Here is a 16,306-nt window from a genome sequence, read left to right on the forward strand (position 1 = left end):
TTGCACTTACGGTCGCCGAGATGCACCCTTCACCCCTTATGCCGCGACCACAACTGCAAGATCGCGGGGCAGGGAGGGGTGCGGGAGGGCGCGGGGAGGGTGGGGAGGGGTGGGGTTAGACGTAGAGGGTGGTGAAGGGGTACCAGGGGAGGTTGCGGGCTATGGAGAAGGCGAGCCAGGCGGCGAGGAAGACGCCGACCGCCTTGGGGCCGACGCGCAGCTCCGGCAGTCGCCAACCGAACGCCTGCTTGCCGGCCCAGGCGATGAAGAAGTACGCCAGGAAGGGCAGCGCGAAGACGAAGAGGAAATGGTGCCGGGCGGCGGCGGGCAGGTCGGCGTGCAGCACGTACCACAGCGCGCGGGTGCCACCACAGCCCGGACAGTCCAGCCCGGTGGTCAGCTTGAGCAGGCAGCTCGGCAGGGCGTCCGGCGCCGACCGGGTGGGGTCGCTGATCAGGGTGTAGCCGATGCCCGCGCCGACGCAGCCGAGCGCGGCCAACGGCACCACCCAGCGGGGCGTACGAGCGTGCAGCCGCGCGACCCACCGGGACAGCCGATCCGACTCGACCACCGGATAGCCGCCCGGATATCCCTGCGGCCACTCACCCGGCCCCACACCATGCGGCGCACCAGCGCCCGGCGCGACACCGCCCGGCGCGACACCGCCCGGCGCGACACCGCCCGGCCAGGCTCCGTCCGCCCCGGCAGGGGTCGGCCCCGCTTCGCCCAGCCCGACAGCACCGGGTGCGGCAGCGGCCTGCCCGACACCGCTCGGCGCGGCGTTGCCCGATGGGGCACCGGGTGCGGTGGGGGTTGGTTCGCCGCTCGGCTGGTGCGGCTGGGCGGGCGGCTGGTCAACGCTCGTCACGAGCCTCACCGTACACCGGACACGCCCAGCAGGGCGGCGGCCAGCGGGGCGGCGAGGTCACCGGCGGCCGGCGGCGCCACCGCGTCCAGGCCCAGCCAGCCGGCCAGACGGTACAGCTCGGCGGCCAGCGCCACGGCGGTCTCCCCCGGGTCGGCGCCCGGCTCGACCCAGGCAGCCGGCACCAGCAGCACGCCGGCCTTGCGGTCGGCCTTCAGGTCGACCCGGGCGGTGAAGCGTTCACCCTGCCGGAACGGCAGCACGTAGTAGCCGTGCACCCGCTTCGCCGCCGGCACGTAGATCTCGATGCGGTAGCTGAAGTCGAACAGCCGCTCGGCACGGGCGCGTTCCCAGATCAGCGGGTCGAAGGGGCTGACCAGCGTGTTGCCGCGTACCCACCGAGGTAGCCGGGCGTCGGCGTGCAGCCAGGCCGGATGCCGCCAGCCCTGCACCGTGACCGGTCTCAGCTCCCCCGCCTCGACCAGCTCGGCGATGGCCTGCCGAGCCCCGGCCACCGGCAGCCGGAAGTAGTCGCGCAGCTCCGGCTCGGCGGCCACCCCGAGCGACCGGGCGGCGATGCCGACCAGGGTCCGGTACGCCTCGGCCGCGGTCGGCGTCGGCGCGGCCAGCACCTCGGCCGGCAGCACCCGTTCGGGCAGGTCGTAGCGGCGGGCGAAGGACGTGGTGCGGGTGGCGGCGCAGACCTCACCGGCCCAGAAGAGGAACTCCAGGGCCTGCTTGACCGCCGACCAGTTCCACCCCCAGTTGCCGGTCGTCCGGGGCGCGTCGTGCTCGATCTCGGCGGCGGTCAGCGGCCCCCGGGCAGCCACCTCGTCGCGGACCCAGGCCACCAGCTGCGGCTGTTCCTGCGCGATGCCCCGCATGCCGCCCCAGGCGTCGTCGTGCGCCCGGGCCATCCGCCAGCGCAGCGTCGGATGCAGCCCGACGGGCACCAGCGACGCCTCGTGGGCCCAGTATTCGAACAGCTCACGGGGCGCTCGGTAGGCGGCCGAGTCGAGCAACGACGTCGGGTAGGGCCCGATCCGGCTGTAGAGCGGCAGGTAGTGCGCCCGTTGCAGCACGTTCACCGAATCCATCTGGATCAGGCCGACCCGGTCGAGCACCCGACGCAGGTGCCGGCGGGTCGGTGCCCCGGTGGGCAGGGGGTCGGCGAAGCCCTGGGCGGCCAGCGCGATGCGTCGGGCCTGGGCGAGCGAGAGCGATTCCGGTGCGGCCATCGCAGGCAGGCTACGTCAGCCGTATGACACTCGTGCGCCACGCTGGACCTGCCGTCGTCGGCCGCGTAGAACGGCAGTCATGCCGACCATCCGCCGCGAGCAGGCCACCGACGCCGAGGCGATCGCCCGGGTGCACATCAGCGGATGGCGGGCCGGGTACGCGGGGATCATGCCGGACGAGGTGCTGGCTCGGCTCAACCCGGTGGCCTGGGCACAACGCCGCCGTGATCTCGGCACCGCCGAACCGGAGCACCCCTTCACCACCCTGCTCGCCGAGATCGACGGCGTGCTGGCCGGGTTCACCACCTTCGGGCCGTACCGCAACAACCAGGACCGGGGCGACCTCGACCCGACGTACGGCGAGGTGGTGGCGATTTACGTGGCACCCGAGCACTGGGGTGACGGCACCGCGAAGGCGCTCTTCGCGGCGGCCCGGGCCGGCCTGCGTGATCGGGGCTGGACGCAGTACCGGGTCTGGGTGCTGGCGGACAACCATCGGGCCCGCCGGTTCTACGAGCGGGCCGGGCTGTCACCGGACGGTGAGCGGTCGACCTATCAGGTGCCACTGTCCGGCGGGCGTACGCCGCTCGGCCTGGTCGAGCTGCGCTACACCGGACGGCTCGACGACTGAGGCCGGTGGCCCGTCGACCCGGACGGCTCGGCGTACCGGCAGGAAAGCCAGCAGCGCCAGGCTGATCCACACGTAGGTGTTGCTGAACACGAACCCGTCCAGCCCGGTGAAGTCCCTCTCCCACGCCCAGACGATCCGGCTGATCAGGAAGCCGTACCCGACGATCGCGCCGGCCAGCAGGAGGCGGCGTCGGCGGCTGCGCGACGGCGCGGCCACACCGCCCTCGACCAGCAGCAGCAGCGCCGGCAGCAGCCAGACCAGGTGGTGCACCCAGGTGACCGGGCTGACCAGGCACATCACCGCGCCGGTCAGGGCCAGGCCGGCGGTCTCGTTCCCGGCGGACACGGCGGCACGGGACCGCCACACCCACAGCGCCACCGTCGCCGCCACCAGCGCCAGCCAGGCCAGCGTGCTGGGGCTGGTCGGGTCGAGCCGGGCCACCACGCCACGCAGCGACTGGTTGGAGACGAACGCCAGCTCACCGACCCGGCCGGTGTTCCACAGCGCGGTGGTCCAGAACTCCCGGGAGGCGTCCGGGAACAGCGCTGCGGCGAGCACCGTCGCACCGGTCGCGGCGGCGACGGCGGTGACCGCGGCCCGGATGCGGCCGGTCACCATCAGGTAGACGATGAAGATGCCCGGCGTGAGCTTGATCGCGGTGGCCAGGCCGATGCCGATGCCGGCCCACCGGCTGCCGCCCGGCAGCAGCCGCAGCAGGTCCACCGCGACCAGGAACAACAGCAGCGTGTTGACCTGGCCGAAGTTGATGGTCTCGCGCATCGGCTCGAACGCGGCGGCGAGGCAGAGCGCCACCGCGAAGGCGAACCAGCGGTTCCAGCCGGCCCGGCGCGACACCGGGTCGAGCAGCCACCAGATCAACACCGCGCTGGTCGCCACGCCGGCGGCCACGCTCACCACGATCGCCGCATGCCAGGGCAGGTACGCCATCGGCAGCATCAGCAACGCGGCGAACGGCGGATAGGTGAAGCCGTACTGGGTGCCGGGGCGCAGGTAGTCGTAGAGTTCCCCGCCGTCGCGGGCCCACCAGACCAACGCCCCCCGGTAGACCTGAAGGTCGAAGAAGCCGTGTCGGGCCGCGGCCACGGACAGGAAGGCGGCCACCGCGACGGCGAGCACGACCACGACGACGATCTGTCCGACCGTCCGCCTGGCACCCTGCGCCACCGTCGCCTCCCTCACCCTGCGTAGGCTGTCGTCCCATGGCTCTCGGGTTTGTCCGCCCGGCGCGTCCCGAGGACGCCGGCGAGATCGCACGCATCCAGCTCGCCACGTGGCGGGTCGCCTACCGGCGACTGCTGCCCCGGCACGTGCTGGCCAACCTCGACGAGGCGTTGCTCGCCCAACGCTGGGAGGCTGCGGTACGCCAACCGCCCAGCGAGAACCATCGGGTACTGGTCGCCGTCGAGCAGGCCGAGCAATCGTATCTGGTGGGCTTCGCCGCCTCCGGTCCGGTCGACGCCGAGGCGCTGGCCCCGAACGAGCCGGCCGAGGCCCTCGGCCCGGACGTGGTCGCGGTGACCGACCTGCTGGTCGAGCCCCGGTGGGGCCGCCGTGGACACGGCAGCCGGCTGCTGGCCGCCAGCGTCGACCTGTGGCGCGAATCCGGCTTCAGCACGGCGCTGGCCTGGGTGTTCGAGGGCGACCAGGCGTCCCGCAAGTTCCTCACCGCGGCCGGCTGGGAACCCGACGGCGCGGGCCGGGCGCTGGACGTGGACGACATGCTGGTCCCCCAGCTCCGCCTGCACGTCGCCGTCCCCACCGAGCCGACCGACGCCACCTGACCGGTCCTGCCGCGCTTGTCTGACGCCGGTCGTCCGGTGCCGGCCCCTGCCAGGCCGGGTGGCCCGCGTCCAGGAGCAAGCCGGGTGGCCCGGCCTGCTCCTGGAGGGCGGTCAATCGAGCAGCGGGTCCAGGCCGACGGTCAGGCCGGGGCGGTTGCCGACCGCGCGGACCGCGACCAGCACGCCGGGCATGAACGAGACCCGGTCGTACGAGTCGTGCCGGATGGTCAACGTCTCACCGGTGGTGCCGAAGAGCACCTCCTGGTGGGCGACCAGCCCGGTGGCACGAACGGCGTGCACGCGTACCCCGTCGATGTCGGCGCCCCGGGCACCGGCGACCTCGTCGGCGGTGGCGTCCGGCACCGGGCCCAGGCCGGCCTCGGCGCGGGCCGCGGCGATCAGACGGGCGGTGTGGGTGGCGGTGCCACTGGGCGCGTCGAGCTTGCGCGGATGATGCTGCTCGATGATCTCGACGGACTCGAAGTGCCGGGCCGCGCGGGCCGCGAACTGCATCATCAGTACGGCGCCGATGCCGAAGTTCGGGGCGATCACCACGCCCACGCCCGGCTTGCCGGCCAACCAGTCGCGCACCTGGTCGAGGCGCTGCTCGGTGAAGCCCGTGGTGCCGACCACCGCGTGGATGCCCTGCTCGATGCACCAGCGCAGGTTGTCCATGACCACACCCGGGGTGGTGAAGTCGACCACCACCTGCGCACCGGCGTCCGCGACAGCAGCCAGCTCGTCGCCCTGGTCCACCGCCGCCACCAGCGTCGTGTCGGCAGCGGCGTCGACGGCCTTGCACACCTCGGCACCCATCCGGCCCCGCGCACCCAGCACGCCGACCCGGATCGGCCCACCCTTTTCCCGCTCGTCAGTCACGCGGCACAACCTATCCCAACAGGCCGTCCGGGCAGCCGCAGAGGCGGGAGATCGGGCATGATCGGCTCCGTTACCCCGCAACGGCGGTATCCGCCCGGCCGGGTTACCCCCATCGCGCCGTAACGGAGTCGATCACCGCGCAACACCGAGGCCGAGCCGCCCCGACAAGGGCGGTCAGGCGGGGCGGGCGGTCAGGCGGGGCGGGCGGTCAGAAGGTGCGGTTGGCGAAGGGGCCGACGACTGCCAGGGACATGGGTCGGGCGAGCAGGTCGGCGGCGAGGGTGTTGACGTCGTCCAGGGTGACCGAGTCGACCCGGTCGAGCAGTTCGTTGACCGGCATCAGGTTGCCGTAGAGCAGCTCACCCTTGGCCAGTCGACTCATCCGCGAGCCGGTGTCCTCCAGGCCGAGCACGAACGAACCCTTGCTCATCCCCTTGCCCCGGGCCAGCTCGGCCTCGGTGATGCCCTGTTCGGCGGTACGCGCCAGTTCGGCGCGAGTCAGCTCCAGCACCTCGTCGACCCGCCCGGGCGCACACCCGGCGTAGACACCGAACAGTCCACTGTCGGCGTACTGGCTGGCGTAGGAGTAGACCGAGTAGGCCAGCCCTCGCTGCTCCCGGATCTCCTGGAACAGCCGGCTGGACATGCCGCCGCCGAGCACGTTGTTCAGTACGCCGAGGGCGAAGCGCCGCTCGTCGAGCCGGTCGATGGCCGGGCAGCCGAGCACGACGTGCGCCTGCTCGGTCTCCTTCACCTGCACCACAGTGCTGGCGGCCCGGGTGCGTACCGCCGGGGTGGCCGGTCGGTGCGGCGCGGGCGACGCCGGGTCGGTGTCCAGCGGGGTGCCGCGCAGCGCCTGCCGGACCAGCCGGACCACGGCGGCGTGGTCGAGGTTGCCGGCGGCGGCGATGACGATCTGCGGCGCGACGTACCGACGCCGGTAGAAGGTCTGGATCTGGCGGCGGGTCATCGGGGTGACCGTGTCCGAGGTGCCGGAGATCAGCCGACCCAGCGGATGGTCGCCGTAGACGGCCCGGGCGAACAGGTCGTGCACCTCGTCGCCCGGCTCGTCGTCGTGCATGGCGATCTCTTCGAGGATCACGCCCCGCTCGGTCTCCACGTCGGCCGGTTCCAGCACCGAGTCGGCGACCAGGTCACACATCACGTCGATGGCCAGCGGCAGGTCCTCGTCGAGCACCCGGGCGTAGTAGCAGGTGTACTCCTTCGTGGTGAAGGCGTTGGTCTCGCCGCCCACCGCCTCGATCGACGAGGAGATCTCCAGCGCGCCCCGCTTGTGGGTGCCCTTGAACAGCAGGTGTTCCAGGAAGTGCGCGGCGCCGGCCGTGGGCCCGGTCTCGTCCCGCGAACCGACCGCGACCCAGATGCCGAACGAGACGCTGCGCATCGCCGGGATCGCCTCGGTCAGCACCCGCAGCCCGCTGGGCAGCACGGTGCGGCGCACCGTACCCCCCAGGGGGTCCTCACTCAGCGTCCGGGTGACGGCCCGGGTCGAGCCGCCGGCCGACCGGATGGTGCCGACGGCGTGCCGGGCGGTGCCGGGCGGCGTCGCCCCCGGGCGAGCCACGGACGGGAACGAACGCCGGGTACGACTCACGGCAACCTGCTTCCAGTACGACGAGGGTGGACGGTGACGAACCGGCCGGGCGACAGAGTCGCCCGGCCGGTCAGTGCATCAGTACGGGTGGGAGATCAGCTGTGCCGGGTGCGCCGGCGCGGCCGGGAATCGCCGCCACCTTCGCCGCCCTCGCCCCGCTCCGGGCCACGGCCGCCACGGTCGCCACCGCGGTCGCCACCGCGGTCGCCACGGTCGCGCGGGGCACGGTCGCCCCGGTCACCACGGCTGGCCGGCCGCTCGCCGCCCGCCTCGGCGGGAGCCGGCTCCTCGGCGCCCTCGGGACGGACCTTGTCCAGGTAGATCTTGCCGCGCTGGTCGATGTCGGCGATCTCGACCTCGACCCGGTCGCCGACGTTGAGGAAGTCCTCGACCTTCTCGACCCGCTTGCCGTCGCCCACCTTGGAGATGTGCAGCAGGCCGTCACGACCCGGCAGCAGCGAGATGAACGCGCCGAACGGTGCGGTCTTGACCACGGTGCCGAGGAACCGGTCACCGGCCTTCGGCATGGTCGGGTTGGCGATCGCGTTGATCCGCTCGACCGCCGCCTGCGCCGACGGGCCGTTGGTGGCGCCGACGTAGATCGTGCCGTCGTCCTCGATGGAGATCTCGGCGCCGGTCTCGTCCTGGATGGCGTTGATGGTCTGACCCTTCGGGCCGATCACCATGCCGATCTTGTCGACCGGGATCTTCACCGTGGTGACCCGCGGCGCGTAGTCGGACATCTCGGCCGGAGCCTCGATGGCCCGCTGCATCACGTCGAGGATGGTCTGCCGGGCCTCGTGGGCCTGCTGGAGCGCGGCGGCCAGCACGTCGGACGGGATGCCGTCGAGCTTGGTGTCGAGCTGCAACGCGGTGACGAAGTCCCGGGTGCCGGCGACCTTGAAGTCCATGTCACCGAAGGCGTCCTCGGCACCGAGGATGTCGGTGAGCGTCACGTACTGGGTCTTGCCGTCGACCTCGTCGGAGATGAGGCCCATGGCGATGCCGGCCACCGGCGCCTTCAGCGGCACACCGGCGCTGAGCAGACCCAGCGTCGAGGCGCAGACCGAGCCCATCGAGGTGGAGCCGTTGGAGCCGAGCGCCTCGGAGACCTGGCGGATGGCGTACGGGAACTCCTCGCGCGAGGGCAGCACCGGGATCAGCGCCCGCTCCGCGAGCGCGCCGTGGCCGATCTCGCGACGCTTCGGCGAGCCGACCCGGCCGGTCTCACCGGTCGAGTACGGCGGGAAGTTGTAGTTGTGCATGTAGCGCTTGGACTTCTCCGGGGAGAGGGTGTCCAGCGCCTGCTCCATGCGCAGCATGTTGAGCGTGGTGACGCCGAGGATCTGCGTCTCGCCGCGCTCGAACAGCGCCGAGCCGTGCACCCGGGGCAGCACGCCGACCTCGGCGTTCAGCGGCCGGATGTCGCGCGGGCCACGCCCGTCGATGCGGACCTGCTCACGCAGTACCCGGTTACGCACCTCGGACTTGGTCAGCGAGCGGAAGGCAGCCGACAGCTCCTTCTCCCGGCCCTCGAAGCGCGGGCCGAGCTCCTCCACCAGGCGGGACTTGATCGCGTCCAGGGCTTCCTCGCGGTCCGCCTTGCCGGCGATCTGGAGGGCCTCGGCGACGTCGCCGCGAGCGAACTCGGCGACGGCGTCGTACGCGTCGTCCTGGTAGTCCAGGAAGACCGGGAACTCGGCGACCGGCTTGGCGGCGACCTCGGCCAGCTCGCTCTGCGCCCGGCACAGCTCACGGATGGCCGGCTTGGCGGCCTCCAGGCCGCTGGCCACGACCTCCTCGGTGGGGGCCGGGGCACCGTCGGCGACCAGCTTGACGGTGTGCTCGGTGGCCTCGGCCTCGACCATCATGATCGCGACGTCGCCGTCGGCCAGGGCCCGACCGGCCACCACCATGTCGAAGGTGGCGCGGCTCAGCTCCTCGTGGGTCGGGAAGGCGACCCACTGGCCGTCGACGTGCGCCATCCGGGTCGCCCCGATCGGGCCGGAGAACGGCAGGCCGGACAGCTTGGTCGACATCGAGGCGGCGTTGATCGCCACCACGTCGTACGGGTGCTGCGGGTCGAGCGCGAGGATCGTCTCGACGACCTGGACCTCGTTGCGCAGGCCCTTGACGAAGGACGGGCGCAGCGGACGGTCGATCAGGCGGCAGGTGAGGATGGCGTCCTCGCTGGGACGGCCCTCGCGACGGAAGAACGAGCCGGGGATGCGGCCCGCGGCGTACATCCGCTCCTCGACGTCGACGGTCAGCGGGAAGAAGTCGAACTGCTCCTTCGGCTGCTTGCCGGCGGTGGTGGCGGAGAGGACGACCGTCTCGCCGAGCTGGGCGACGACGGAGCCGGCGGCCTGTCGGGCCAGCCGACCGGTGGAGAACGTGATCTCGCGGGTGCCGAAGGACCCGTTGTCGATCACGGCGGTGCGGGATTCGGTGCCGAGTTTGGTCTCGGTCATGGTGCGGCAATGCTCCTTCGCATCGGGGGGCCACGAGCGGGAGCTGTACCGACGGCCGGTCTTCGATCGAAGCGCCCGGGACCACCGACGAGATGCCGGAGGCCCGGAGGCCACTACCGGAGACCGGTACGCCGACGGCTCCCCTGTCTGGGTGCTCGCAGCCCGTGTCTCGAGTTGGGACGCCGACGGGGGAGCGGCCCGGTGGCCACTCCCCCGTCTCACGTCACCGGCGCAGGCCGAGCCGCTCGATGAGCGACCGGTAGCGGTTGATGTCCTTCTTCTGCACGTAGTTGAGCAGCCGACGGCGGCGGCCGACCAGCAGCAGCAGCCCACGGCGGCTGTGGTGGTCGTGCTTGTGCACCTTCAGGTGCTCGGTGAGATCGGCGATCCGCTTGGTGAGGACCGCGACCTGAACCTCCGGCGACCCGGTGTCACCCTCGGCGGTCGCGTACTCCTCGCGGATCTTGGCCTTTGCCTGCTGGTCGAGCGCCATGTTCTCCCTGTTTCAGTGGGTTGTCGATGCAGTCCGTGCGGGCCAGGCTGAATTGCTACAGGCTGGGCACCTTTTCCGGACCGTCCTCGCATCCGCGGCGTCGAGCAGACATGCGAGGACTCACGTCGGTCAGCCGACGTCTCCGCCAGCCTACCAGCACCTCGTCCCGATCGCCCGGATGAGGCCACTCACTGCAGCGCCCGGCGGGTCAGTCCAGCGCCCGGCGGGTCCGCTCGACGTCCTGGGCGATCTGGGCCACCAGCGGTTCGATCCCGTCGAAGCGGATCTGCCCCCGCAGATGCGCCACGAAGTCCAGGGCCAGCCGCTCGCCGTACAGGTCGCCGGTGAAGTCCAGCGCGTACGCCTCGACCCGACGTTCCCGCCCGGAGAAGGTCGGGTTGGTGCCGATCGAGACGGCCGCGCCCAGCGGCTCCTGTCCGCCGCGCCGGATCAGCCGGGCGGCGTAGATGCCGTCGGCGGGAATCGCGGCGTACCGGTGGCAGAGCAGGTTCGCGGTCGGGAAGCCCAGCTCGCGGCCGCGCTGGTCGCCCCGGACCACCACGCCCTCCAGCCGGTGCGGCCGGCCCAACGCGCTGGCCGCCGCCGTGACGTCGCCGGCATCCACGCAGGAGCGGATGTACGTCGAGGAGAAGACCGTGCCGGCCTCGGCCACCAGCGGGGCGCTCTCCACGGCGAAGCCGAAGGTACGACCGAGCTGCTCCAGCAGCGCCACGTCCCCGGCCGCCCGGTGCCCGAACCGGAAGTTGTCCCCCACCACCACCAGCGCGGCGTGCAGGTGCTCGACCAGTACGTCGTGGACGAACGCCTCGGCCGGCAGCCGGGAGAACTCGGGTGTGAACGGCACCACACAGAGCACGTCGACGCCGAGCGCCTCGATCAACTCCGCCTTGCGGGCCGGCTCGGTGAGCACCGCCGGATGGGAGCCCGGCCGGACCACCTCCGCCGGGTGCGGGTCGAACGTGACCACGACCGACTGCACGCCCAACTCCCGGGCGCGGGCCACGGCGTACCCGATGGTGGCCTGGTGGCCCTTGTGCACGCCGTCGAAGACACCGATGGTGACGACCGCGCGTCCCCAGCCCCCCGGCGCCGCGTCGTACCCCCGCCACCGCTGCATGCTGATCCTTTCCTGTCGCCGGTATGGCCGGTGTCCCACCCCGGGCACCGGCCGCTGTCACGCCGGGGCGAGCACGATCTCGGCGCGGGCCCGGCCGGCCCGCTCGCTGACGATAGCGATCAGCTGGCCGGCGGGGTCGAAGACCGCGTACGGCCCCGGGTGGCCGACCGCGTCGAGTGGTCCGCCGTGGGAGAGCACCTTCGCCTCGTCCGGGCTGGCGTCCCGGCGGGTGAAGAACCGGGCGGCCGCCGCCGCCAGCGGCAGATCGACCACCTCGGGCGCCCGCTGCTCCAGCTCGTCGAGGGTGGCCGCCTCGGCCAGGGTGAAACCGCCCACAGCGGTACGCCGCAGGGCGGTGAGGTGCCCGCCGACCCGTAGCGCCAGGCCCGCGTCCCGGGCGATCGCCCGAATGTACGTGCCGGTCGAGCAGGCCACCTCGACGTCGACGTCCACCAGGTCGGGCTGGTCGCGTCGGATCGCCAGGACGTCCAGCCGGGACACGGTGACCCGCCGGGCGGGCAGGTCGACGGCCTCGCCGTCCCGGACCCGCTTGTACGCCCGCTGCCCATTGATCTTGATGGCGCTGACCGCGCTCGGCACCTGGTCGATCTCGCCGGCCAGCGCCCCCAGGGCGGCGCGGATCGCCTCGTCGGTCAGCTCACCGGCGGGTGCGGTGGAGATCACGTCGCCTTCCGCGTCGTCGGTGACCGTGGACTGCCCCAACCGGATGGTGGCGGCATAGGTCTTGTCGGCGCCGATCACGTACGTCAGCAGGCGGGTCGCCCGCCCCACCCCGATCACCAGCACGCCGGTGGCCATCGGATCGAGGGTGCCGCCGTGGCCCACCCGCCGGGTACGCGCGAGGCGGCGCAGCCGCGCCACCACATCGTGCGACGTCATGCCGCCCGGCTTGTCCACCACGATCAGACCGTCTGTGCTCACGACGTGCAAGCCTGCCAGATCGACCCGGCGCGCTCGGCAGCGGACGACCGGCCCTCCGAAACCGGATTTACGGCATGGAACCCGACTGTGACGATGGGCTGACAGCGGCGTCGGCCGACCCGGTGCCGCCGACCACGGGGAGACCGAGATGACCAGGGACGGCACACCCACCGAGCAGCCCGCCACGGATGAGACGATCCGCCTGCGTACGCCTCGACAGGCGAGCACGCTGCCCGCCTGGATGCTCGATCCGCCACCGCCGAGGCGCACCCTGGGTGTTCGGGTCGGCCAGGCGTTCGCCGCGCTGCCCGGCGCGGACCGGCTGCGCCGCCGCTGGTGGGCCTGGCAGGACCGGGACCGCCTCTACCAGCGCTATCCGACCGCCTTCAAGCTGGTCGCCATGGTCGTCTCCTGGGTCGTGGTGATGGCCCTGGTGCTGCTGGTCTACGCCCTCTACGGCCAGATCTGACCCCTGCAGGCGGCCCGATCCGACCGACCCGGAAGGGGATCAGGTGGCGGTTCGCGCGCGACCTTCGGTGCGGACCGCCCCGGTGACCGCCCAGGCGCCGCTGCGCAGACGCAGCAGCAGGCCGATCAGCCGGATCACGACGAACAGCAACAGACCCGCCCAGATGCCGCCGAGGCCGAGCGCGAAGGCGTGGGAGAGCCAGATCGCGGGGAGAAATCCGCCGAGGGCGCCGACCACTGTCAGATTTCGCAGATAACGGATGTCACCGGCACCGATCAGGACACCGTCGAGGGCGAACACCACCCCGGCCAGCGGCAGCATGACGACGAACCAGGGCCAGGCCACCAACGCCTGCTCGTGCACCGCCGGATCGGAGCTGAACCAGGTCGGCACCACGCCCGCACCGGCCGCGGCCAGCACGGCGAATGCCGCCCCGCAGACCGCACCGAACCGACCGATCCGCTTGGCCAGGGTGCTCGCCGCCACCGCGTCGCCGGCCCCGAGCGCGGCACCGACCAGCGCCTGCGCGGCGATCGCCAGCGCGTCGAGCACCAGCGCCGCGAAGAACCAGAGTTGTACCGCGATCTGGTGGGCACCGACCGCGGCGGCGCCGAACCGGGCGGCGACCGCCGTCGCGGACAGGAAGCTGGCCTGGAACGCCAGGCCCCGGATCAAAAGGTCGCGGCTGAGTACGAGTTGCTGGCCGATGACCCGCGGACGGGGTCGCAGGGCCACCCGCTCGGACACCAGTGCCGCGGCGAAGAGCACGCCGGAGATGGTCTGGGCGATCACGTTCGCCACGGCGGAACCGTTGAGGCCCATGCCCACGGGATAGACCAGCACCGGGCAGAGCACCGCGGAGAGCAGGTTGGGCCCGACCACGAACCACAGCGGCCGGCGGGTGTCCTGCACGCCGCGCAGCCAGCCGTTGCCGGCCGCAGCGAGCAGCAGCCCGGGCGCGCCGAACGCGGCGATCCGCAGCCATTCGCCGGCGGCCCGGCCCACGTCACCACCGCCGGCCAGGGCACCGGTCAGCGCCGGACCACCCACCTGCATGCCGACGGCGACCAGCACACCCAGGGCCAGGGCCAGCCAGGACGCCTGAACACCCTCGGCCACCGCGGCGGCCCGGTCGCCGGCCCCGAAGCGGCGAGCCGCCCGCCCGGTCGTGCCGTACGCGACGACGGTGCCCACCCAGGCGGTGAGGGTCATCACGGTGCCGCCGACGGCGACCGCCGCCAACGGGACCTGGCCGAGGTGTCCGACGACAGCGGTGTCCACCAGGACGTAGAGCGGCTCGGCGGCGAGGACCACAAGGGCCGGCAGGGCGAGCGCGGCGATCCGGCGCAGCGAGGCGACCTGGTCGACGGCGGGGGTGGAGTGGCTCATCGCCGCCGATACTGGCACGCGATGTGTAAGGAGACAAGAGCAGGGCGCTGCTTACCTTCGGCGGGTCGTGTCACACCGTCGGGCGAGCAGCGGAGGGTCGGACGGAGCAGAAGAACAGCCGGACGGTGACGCCGTACGCACGGGGCGGCTCGGCGTCACCGCCGGTCGCGTACCGTCACTGACGGGTGTCCATGGAGGTCTGCAGGGCGCGGCGGGCCTGCTCGCGGGCCTCGTCGGTGGTCTCGGGCTTGGGCTTGGCGGCCATGGTGGAACCCCTTCCAGGGCGCGCGTCGCCGAACACGGCGGCGCGTCACGGGCGGTGTCGCTGACGGCGCCCGGCCACGGGCTCCGGGGTCGCCGGAGCGGTGGATGGACGACCTTACGGCCCGGGTCGGTCGACCCTGGAGGAAAGCGGTGCAGGGTATGGCTCCGCCATCCTGACCTGCGCCATAGTGGCGTCGGCCGATACCCAAGCTATCGTTCAGGTCCACATGTTGTCCGGTGTTCCCGGCATCTGGACAGGGCCGCCCCCGTCACCGAGCCAGGAAATGCCACCCCACCCACCACCAGAAACCGAACAGCCCGATCCGACCGACCGGGACCGGGCCCACCTCGTAGCGCATCACGTAGGCGCAGACCTCACCGAGGGTCGGAATCCGTGAACCCTCCCGGCGGGCCAGCCACTCCACCAGCCCGAACAGCGCCAACCCGACCAGAAATCCACCGATCGCGACTGCCCGCATCATCGCCGCACCAGCCCCCAGAACGCCGACAGCCACACCAGCCAGCCGGCCGACCGCACCAGCCGGTCCTCCAACAACGGGTCCGCCAGCAACGAGAAGGTGGGGAAATCCTCGCCCGCGGCCGAGAAGAACGTCGCACCTTCGAAGACGCCGAACACCAGCACCGGCAGCGTCCACCAGACCGCACCCGAACTCAGCCGCTGCGGCGCCGGTCGGCGCGGCACCCGGTTCGACAGACCGAGCCAGATCAGCGCGCCGCCGGCACCGAAGACATAGAGGTTGGCCTCCGTCGAGAAGGACGGGAAACGACCGCCGACCAGGGAGAGAGCGACGAGCACCGGCACGCTGACGACCGGGCGTTCCCAGGTACGAGGGGCGTCGAGGGTGAGGTCGTGGGGCTGCTCCATCATCCGATTCTCCCGATCCTGTCCAGGTACGGAAATGTCGACACCCCCGGAAGCGACCCTGATATCACCCCTGCTGGTCGACGCCTCCCCGCACCGCGGGCACGTCCAGTTCGATCCGGATCCGCTCGATGACCTCGTCGACGGTCCCCCGGGCGCTGAAGCCGGCGGCGAGGCGATGCCCCCCACCGCCCAGCGCGACGGCCACCCGACTGACGTCGACCGCGCCCTTGCTGCGCAGCGACACCGCCCACTCGGCCGACCCGGTCTGCTTGACCACACAGCTCACGTCGGCCTCCGCGGTGCACCGCACCGGGTCGATGAGGGCCTCCAGCACGTACGGTCGCTGCTCGTGCCGCGCCAGGTCGTCCAGCGTCGCGTAGGTCCACACCAGGCCGGTCCCGCCGGCGGCAGCGGGTTCCAACCGGGCCCGACCGAGCACCTCTCCGAAGAGTCGCACCGCACCGAAGGGACGGTTGTCGAAGATCCGCCGGGAGATCTCGCCGGGACGGATGCCGGTGGCCAACAGCCGGGCCGCCATCTCGTGCACCGACGCGGTGGTCGCGTCGAACCGGAACGAGCCGGTGTCCGTGCTCAGCGCGACGTACAGGCACTCGGCGATGCCCGCATCGAGCGGTACGCCGAGCCGAGCCAGCAACTCCTCCGCGACCACCGACGTCGCCGCGGCACCCGGGTCGACCAGGTTGACGTCACCGAAGCCGGGGTTCGACGCGTGGTGGTCGAGCACCAGGGCGGTGCCCGTCCCGGTCAACCGGCCGGCCAGGTCGCCGAGGCGCGACGTGCTCGCCGCGTCGAAGCAGATGACCAGATCCGGCTCCGGCTCCGCCTCCGTCGCCGGCACCAGCAACTCCATGCCGGGCAGCCCGCGCAGCGGTTCGGGAACCTCCGGCGGGCCGGGGAAGGTCGCCTGCAACCGCCCCACGCCGAGCCCGCGCAGGCCGAGCCCGAAGCCGAGCATGCTGCCCAGCGCGTCACCGTCCGGGTTGACGTGGCAGATCAGCAGCACCCGGGCGTCCGGTGGCAACCGACGCACCGCCGCCACTGCCGCCGCCCAGTCGGCCTCGGTGGGACCCGCCGATCCGGCAGGTGTGCCCGCCGACCGGTCCGGGACCGAACCGGAGGAACCCGGCTGCTCCGGAACCGCACCGCCGATGCCGACCCGCGCCGCTCCCGGCGGCGTGTCGGCCGGCCCCACCTCGGTCGTGG

The 16,306-nt window shown here is 72.4% G+C and carries 16 protein-coding genes; 3 read left to right on the plus strand and 13 right to left on the minus strand.

What is annotated here, in order from left to right; genetic code table 11:
* Positions 1-115: 115 nt before the first annotated feature.
* Positions 116-730, minus strand: coding sequence for a DUF2752 domain-containing protein (locus JMF97_RS01265; protein WP_238358606.1), 615 nt, complete (start codon positions 728-730; stop codon positions 116-118).
* A 143-nt stretch (positions 731-873) separates the two neighbouring features.
* A complete protein-coding gene (locus JMF97_RS01270; protein ID WP_203219839.1) occupies positions 874-2,103 on the minus strand; it encodes a winged helix-turn-helix domain-containing protein in 1,230 nt (409 codons plus the stop codon).
* Between the two features lie 79 nt (positions 2,104-2,182).
* Here JMF97_RS01270 and JMF97_RS01275 point away from each other — a divergent pair, with 79 nt between their 5' ends.
* The gene (locus JMF97_RS01275) at positions 2,183-2,734 is read left to right on the plus strand and encodes a GNAT family N-acetyltransferase (protein WP_203219840.1); all 552 of its coding nucleotides are present in this window, start codon (positions 2,183-2,185) and stop codon (positions 2,732-2,734) included.
* Here the strand turns inward: JMF97_RS01275 and JMF97_RS01280 are convergent.
* Positions 2,633-3,919: a glycosyltransferase family 87 protein gene (locus JMF97_RS01280; RefSeq protein WP_203220277.1), complete on the minus strand. Its 1,287-nt coding sequence runs from the start codon at positions 3,917-3,919 to the stop codon at positions 2,633-2,635. The two genes, JMF97_RS01275 and JMF97_RS01280, sit on opposite strands and share 102 nt — an antisense overlap.
* A 35-nt stretch (positions 3,920-3,954) precedes the next feature.
* On the opposite strand from JMF97_RS01280, the gene JMF97_RS01285 reads away from it, so the two are divergent.
* A complete protein-coding gene (locus tag JMF97_RS01285) occupies positions 3,955-4,536 on the plus strand; it encodes a GNAT family N-acetyltransferase (RefSeq protein WP_203219841.1) in 582 nt (193 codons plus the stop codon).
* Positions 4,537-4,647: 111 nt separating this feature from the next.
* On the opposite strand, the gene dapB is transcribed toward JMF97_RS01285, so the two are convergent.
* From dapB to truB, 6 genes are all read right to left on the minus strand, one after another.
* Positions 4,648-5,415 (minus strand): 4-hydroxy-tetrahydrodipicolinate reductase, encoded by a 768-nt coding sequence (gene dapB / locus JMF97_RS01290; RefSeq protein ID WP_102660119.1) that lies wholly within the window; start codon positions 5,413-5,415, stop codon positions 4,648-4,650.
* Between the two features lie 208 nt (positions 5,416-5,623).
* Positions 5,624-6,946 carry a M16 family metallopeptidase gene (locus JMF97_RS01295; protein ID WP_203220278.1) on the minus strand — a complete coding sequence of 441 codons (1,323 nt, stop codon included), beginning with the start codon at positions 6,944-6,946 and terminating at the stop codon, positions 5,624-5,626.
* 179 nt (positions 6,947-7,125) lie between these two features.
* Entirely contained in the window at positions 7,126-9,501 is a 2,376-nt protein-coding gene (locus JMF97_RS01300) for a polyribonucleotide nucleotidyltransferase (RefSeq protein WP_203219842.1), read from the minus strand.
* A 223-nt stretch (positions 9,502-9,724) separates the two neighbouring features.
* On the minus strand, positions 9,725-9,994 hold the full coding sequence (rpsO, locus tag JMF97_RS01305; RefSeq protein WP_013732184.1) for a 30S ribosomal protein S15: 270 nt from the start codon (positions 9,992-9,994) through the stop codon (positions 9,725-9,727).
* A gap of 208 nt (positions 9,995-10,202) precedes the next feature.
* A complete protein-coding gene (locus JMF97_RS01310) occupies positions 10,203-11,132 on the minus strand; it encodes a bifunctional riboflavin kinase/FAD synthetase (RefSeq protein WP_203219843.1) in 930 nt (309 codons plus the stop codon).
* A 57-nt stretch (positions 11,133-11,189) separates the two neighbouring features.
* Positions 11,190-12,074: a tRNA pseudouridine(55) synthase TruB gene (gene truB, locus JMF97_RS01315; RefSeq protein WP_203219844.1), complete on the minus strand. Its 885-nt coding sequence runs from the start codon at positions 12,072-12,074 to the stop codon at positions 11,190-11,192.
* 148 nt (positions 12,075-12,222) lie between these two features.
* Here truB and JMF97_RS01320 point away from each other — a divergent pair, with 148 nt between their 5' ends.
* Entirely contained in the window at positions 12,223-12,543 is a 321-nt protein-coding gene (locus tag JMF97_RS01320) for a hypothetical protein (RefSeq protein WP_203219845.1), read from the plus strand.
* Between the two features lie 39 nt (positions 12,544-12,582).
* Here the strand turns inward: JMF97_RS01320 and JMF97_RS01325 are convergent, their stop codons facing one another.
* From JMF97_RS01325 to JMF97_RS01340, 4 genes are all read right to left on the minus strand, one after another.
* Positions 12,583-13,932, minus strand: coding sequence for an MATE family efflux transporter (locus JMF97_RS01325; RefSeq protein WP_203219846.1), 1,350 nt, complete (start codon positions 13,930-13,932; stop codon positions 12,583-12,585).
* Between the two features lie 533 nt (positions 13,933-14,465).
* On the minus strand, positions 14,466-14,675 hold the full coding sequence (locus JMF97_RS01330) for a DUF6186 family protein (protein ID WP_199180319.1): 210 nt from the start codon (positions 14,673-14,675) through the stop codon (positions 14,466-14,468).
* Entirely contained in the window at positions 14,675-15,082 is a 408-nt protein-coding gene (locus tag JMF97_RS01335) for a hypothetical protein (RefSeq protein ID WP_043723360.1), read from the minus strand. Before JMF97_RS01335 ends, JMF97_RS01330 begins: the two co-directional genes overlap by 1 nt.
* A gap of 64 nt (positions 15,083-15,146) precedes the next feature.
* Positions 15,147-16,142, minus strand: coding sequence for a DHH family phosphoesterase (locus tag JMF97_RS01340; RefSeq protein ID WP_203220279.1), 996 nt, complete (start codon positions 16,140-16,142; stop codon positions 15,147-15,149).
* Between the last annotated feature and the right edge of the window lie 164 nt (positions 16,143-16,306).

The sequence above is a fragment of the Micromonospora fiedleri genome, assembly GCF_016774385.1.
Taxonomy (GTDB): Bacteria; Actinomycetota; Actinomycetes; order Mycobacteriales; family Micromonosporaceae; genus Micromonospora; species Micromonospora gifhornensis.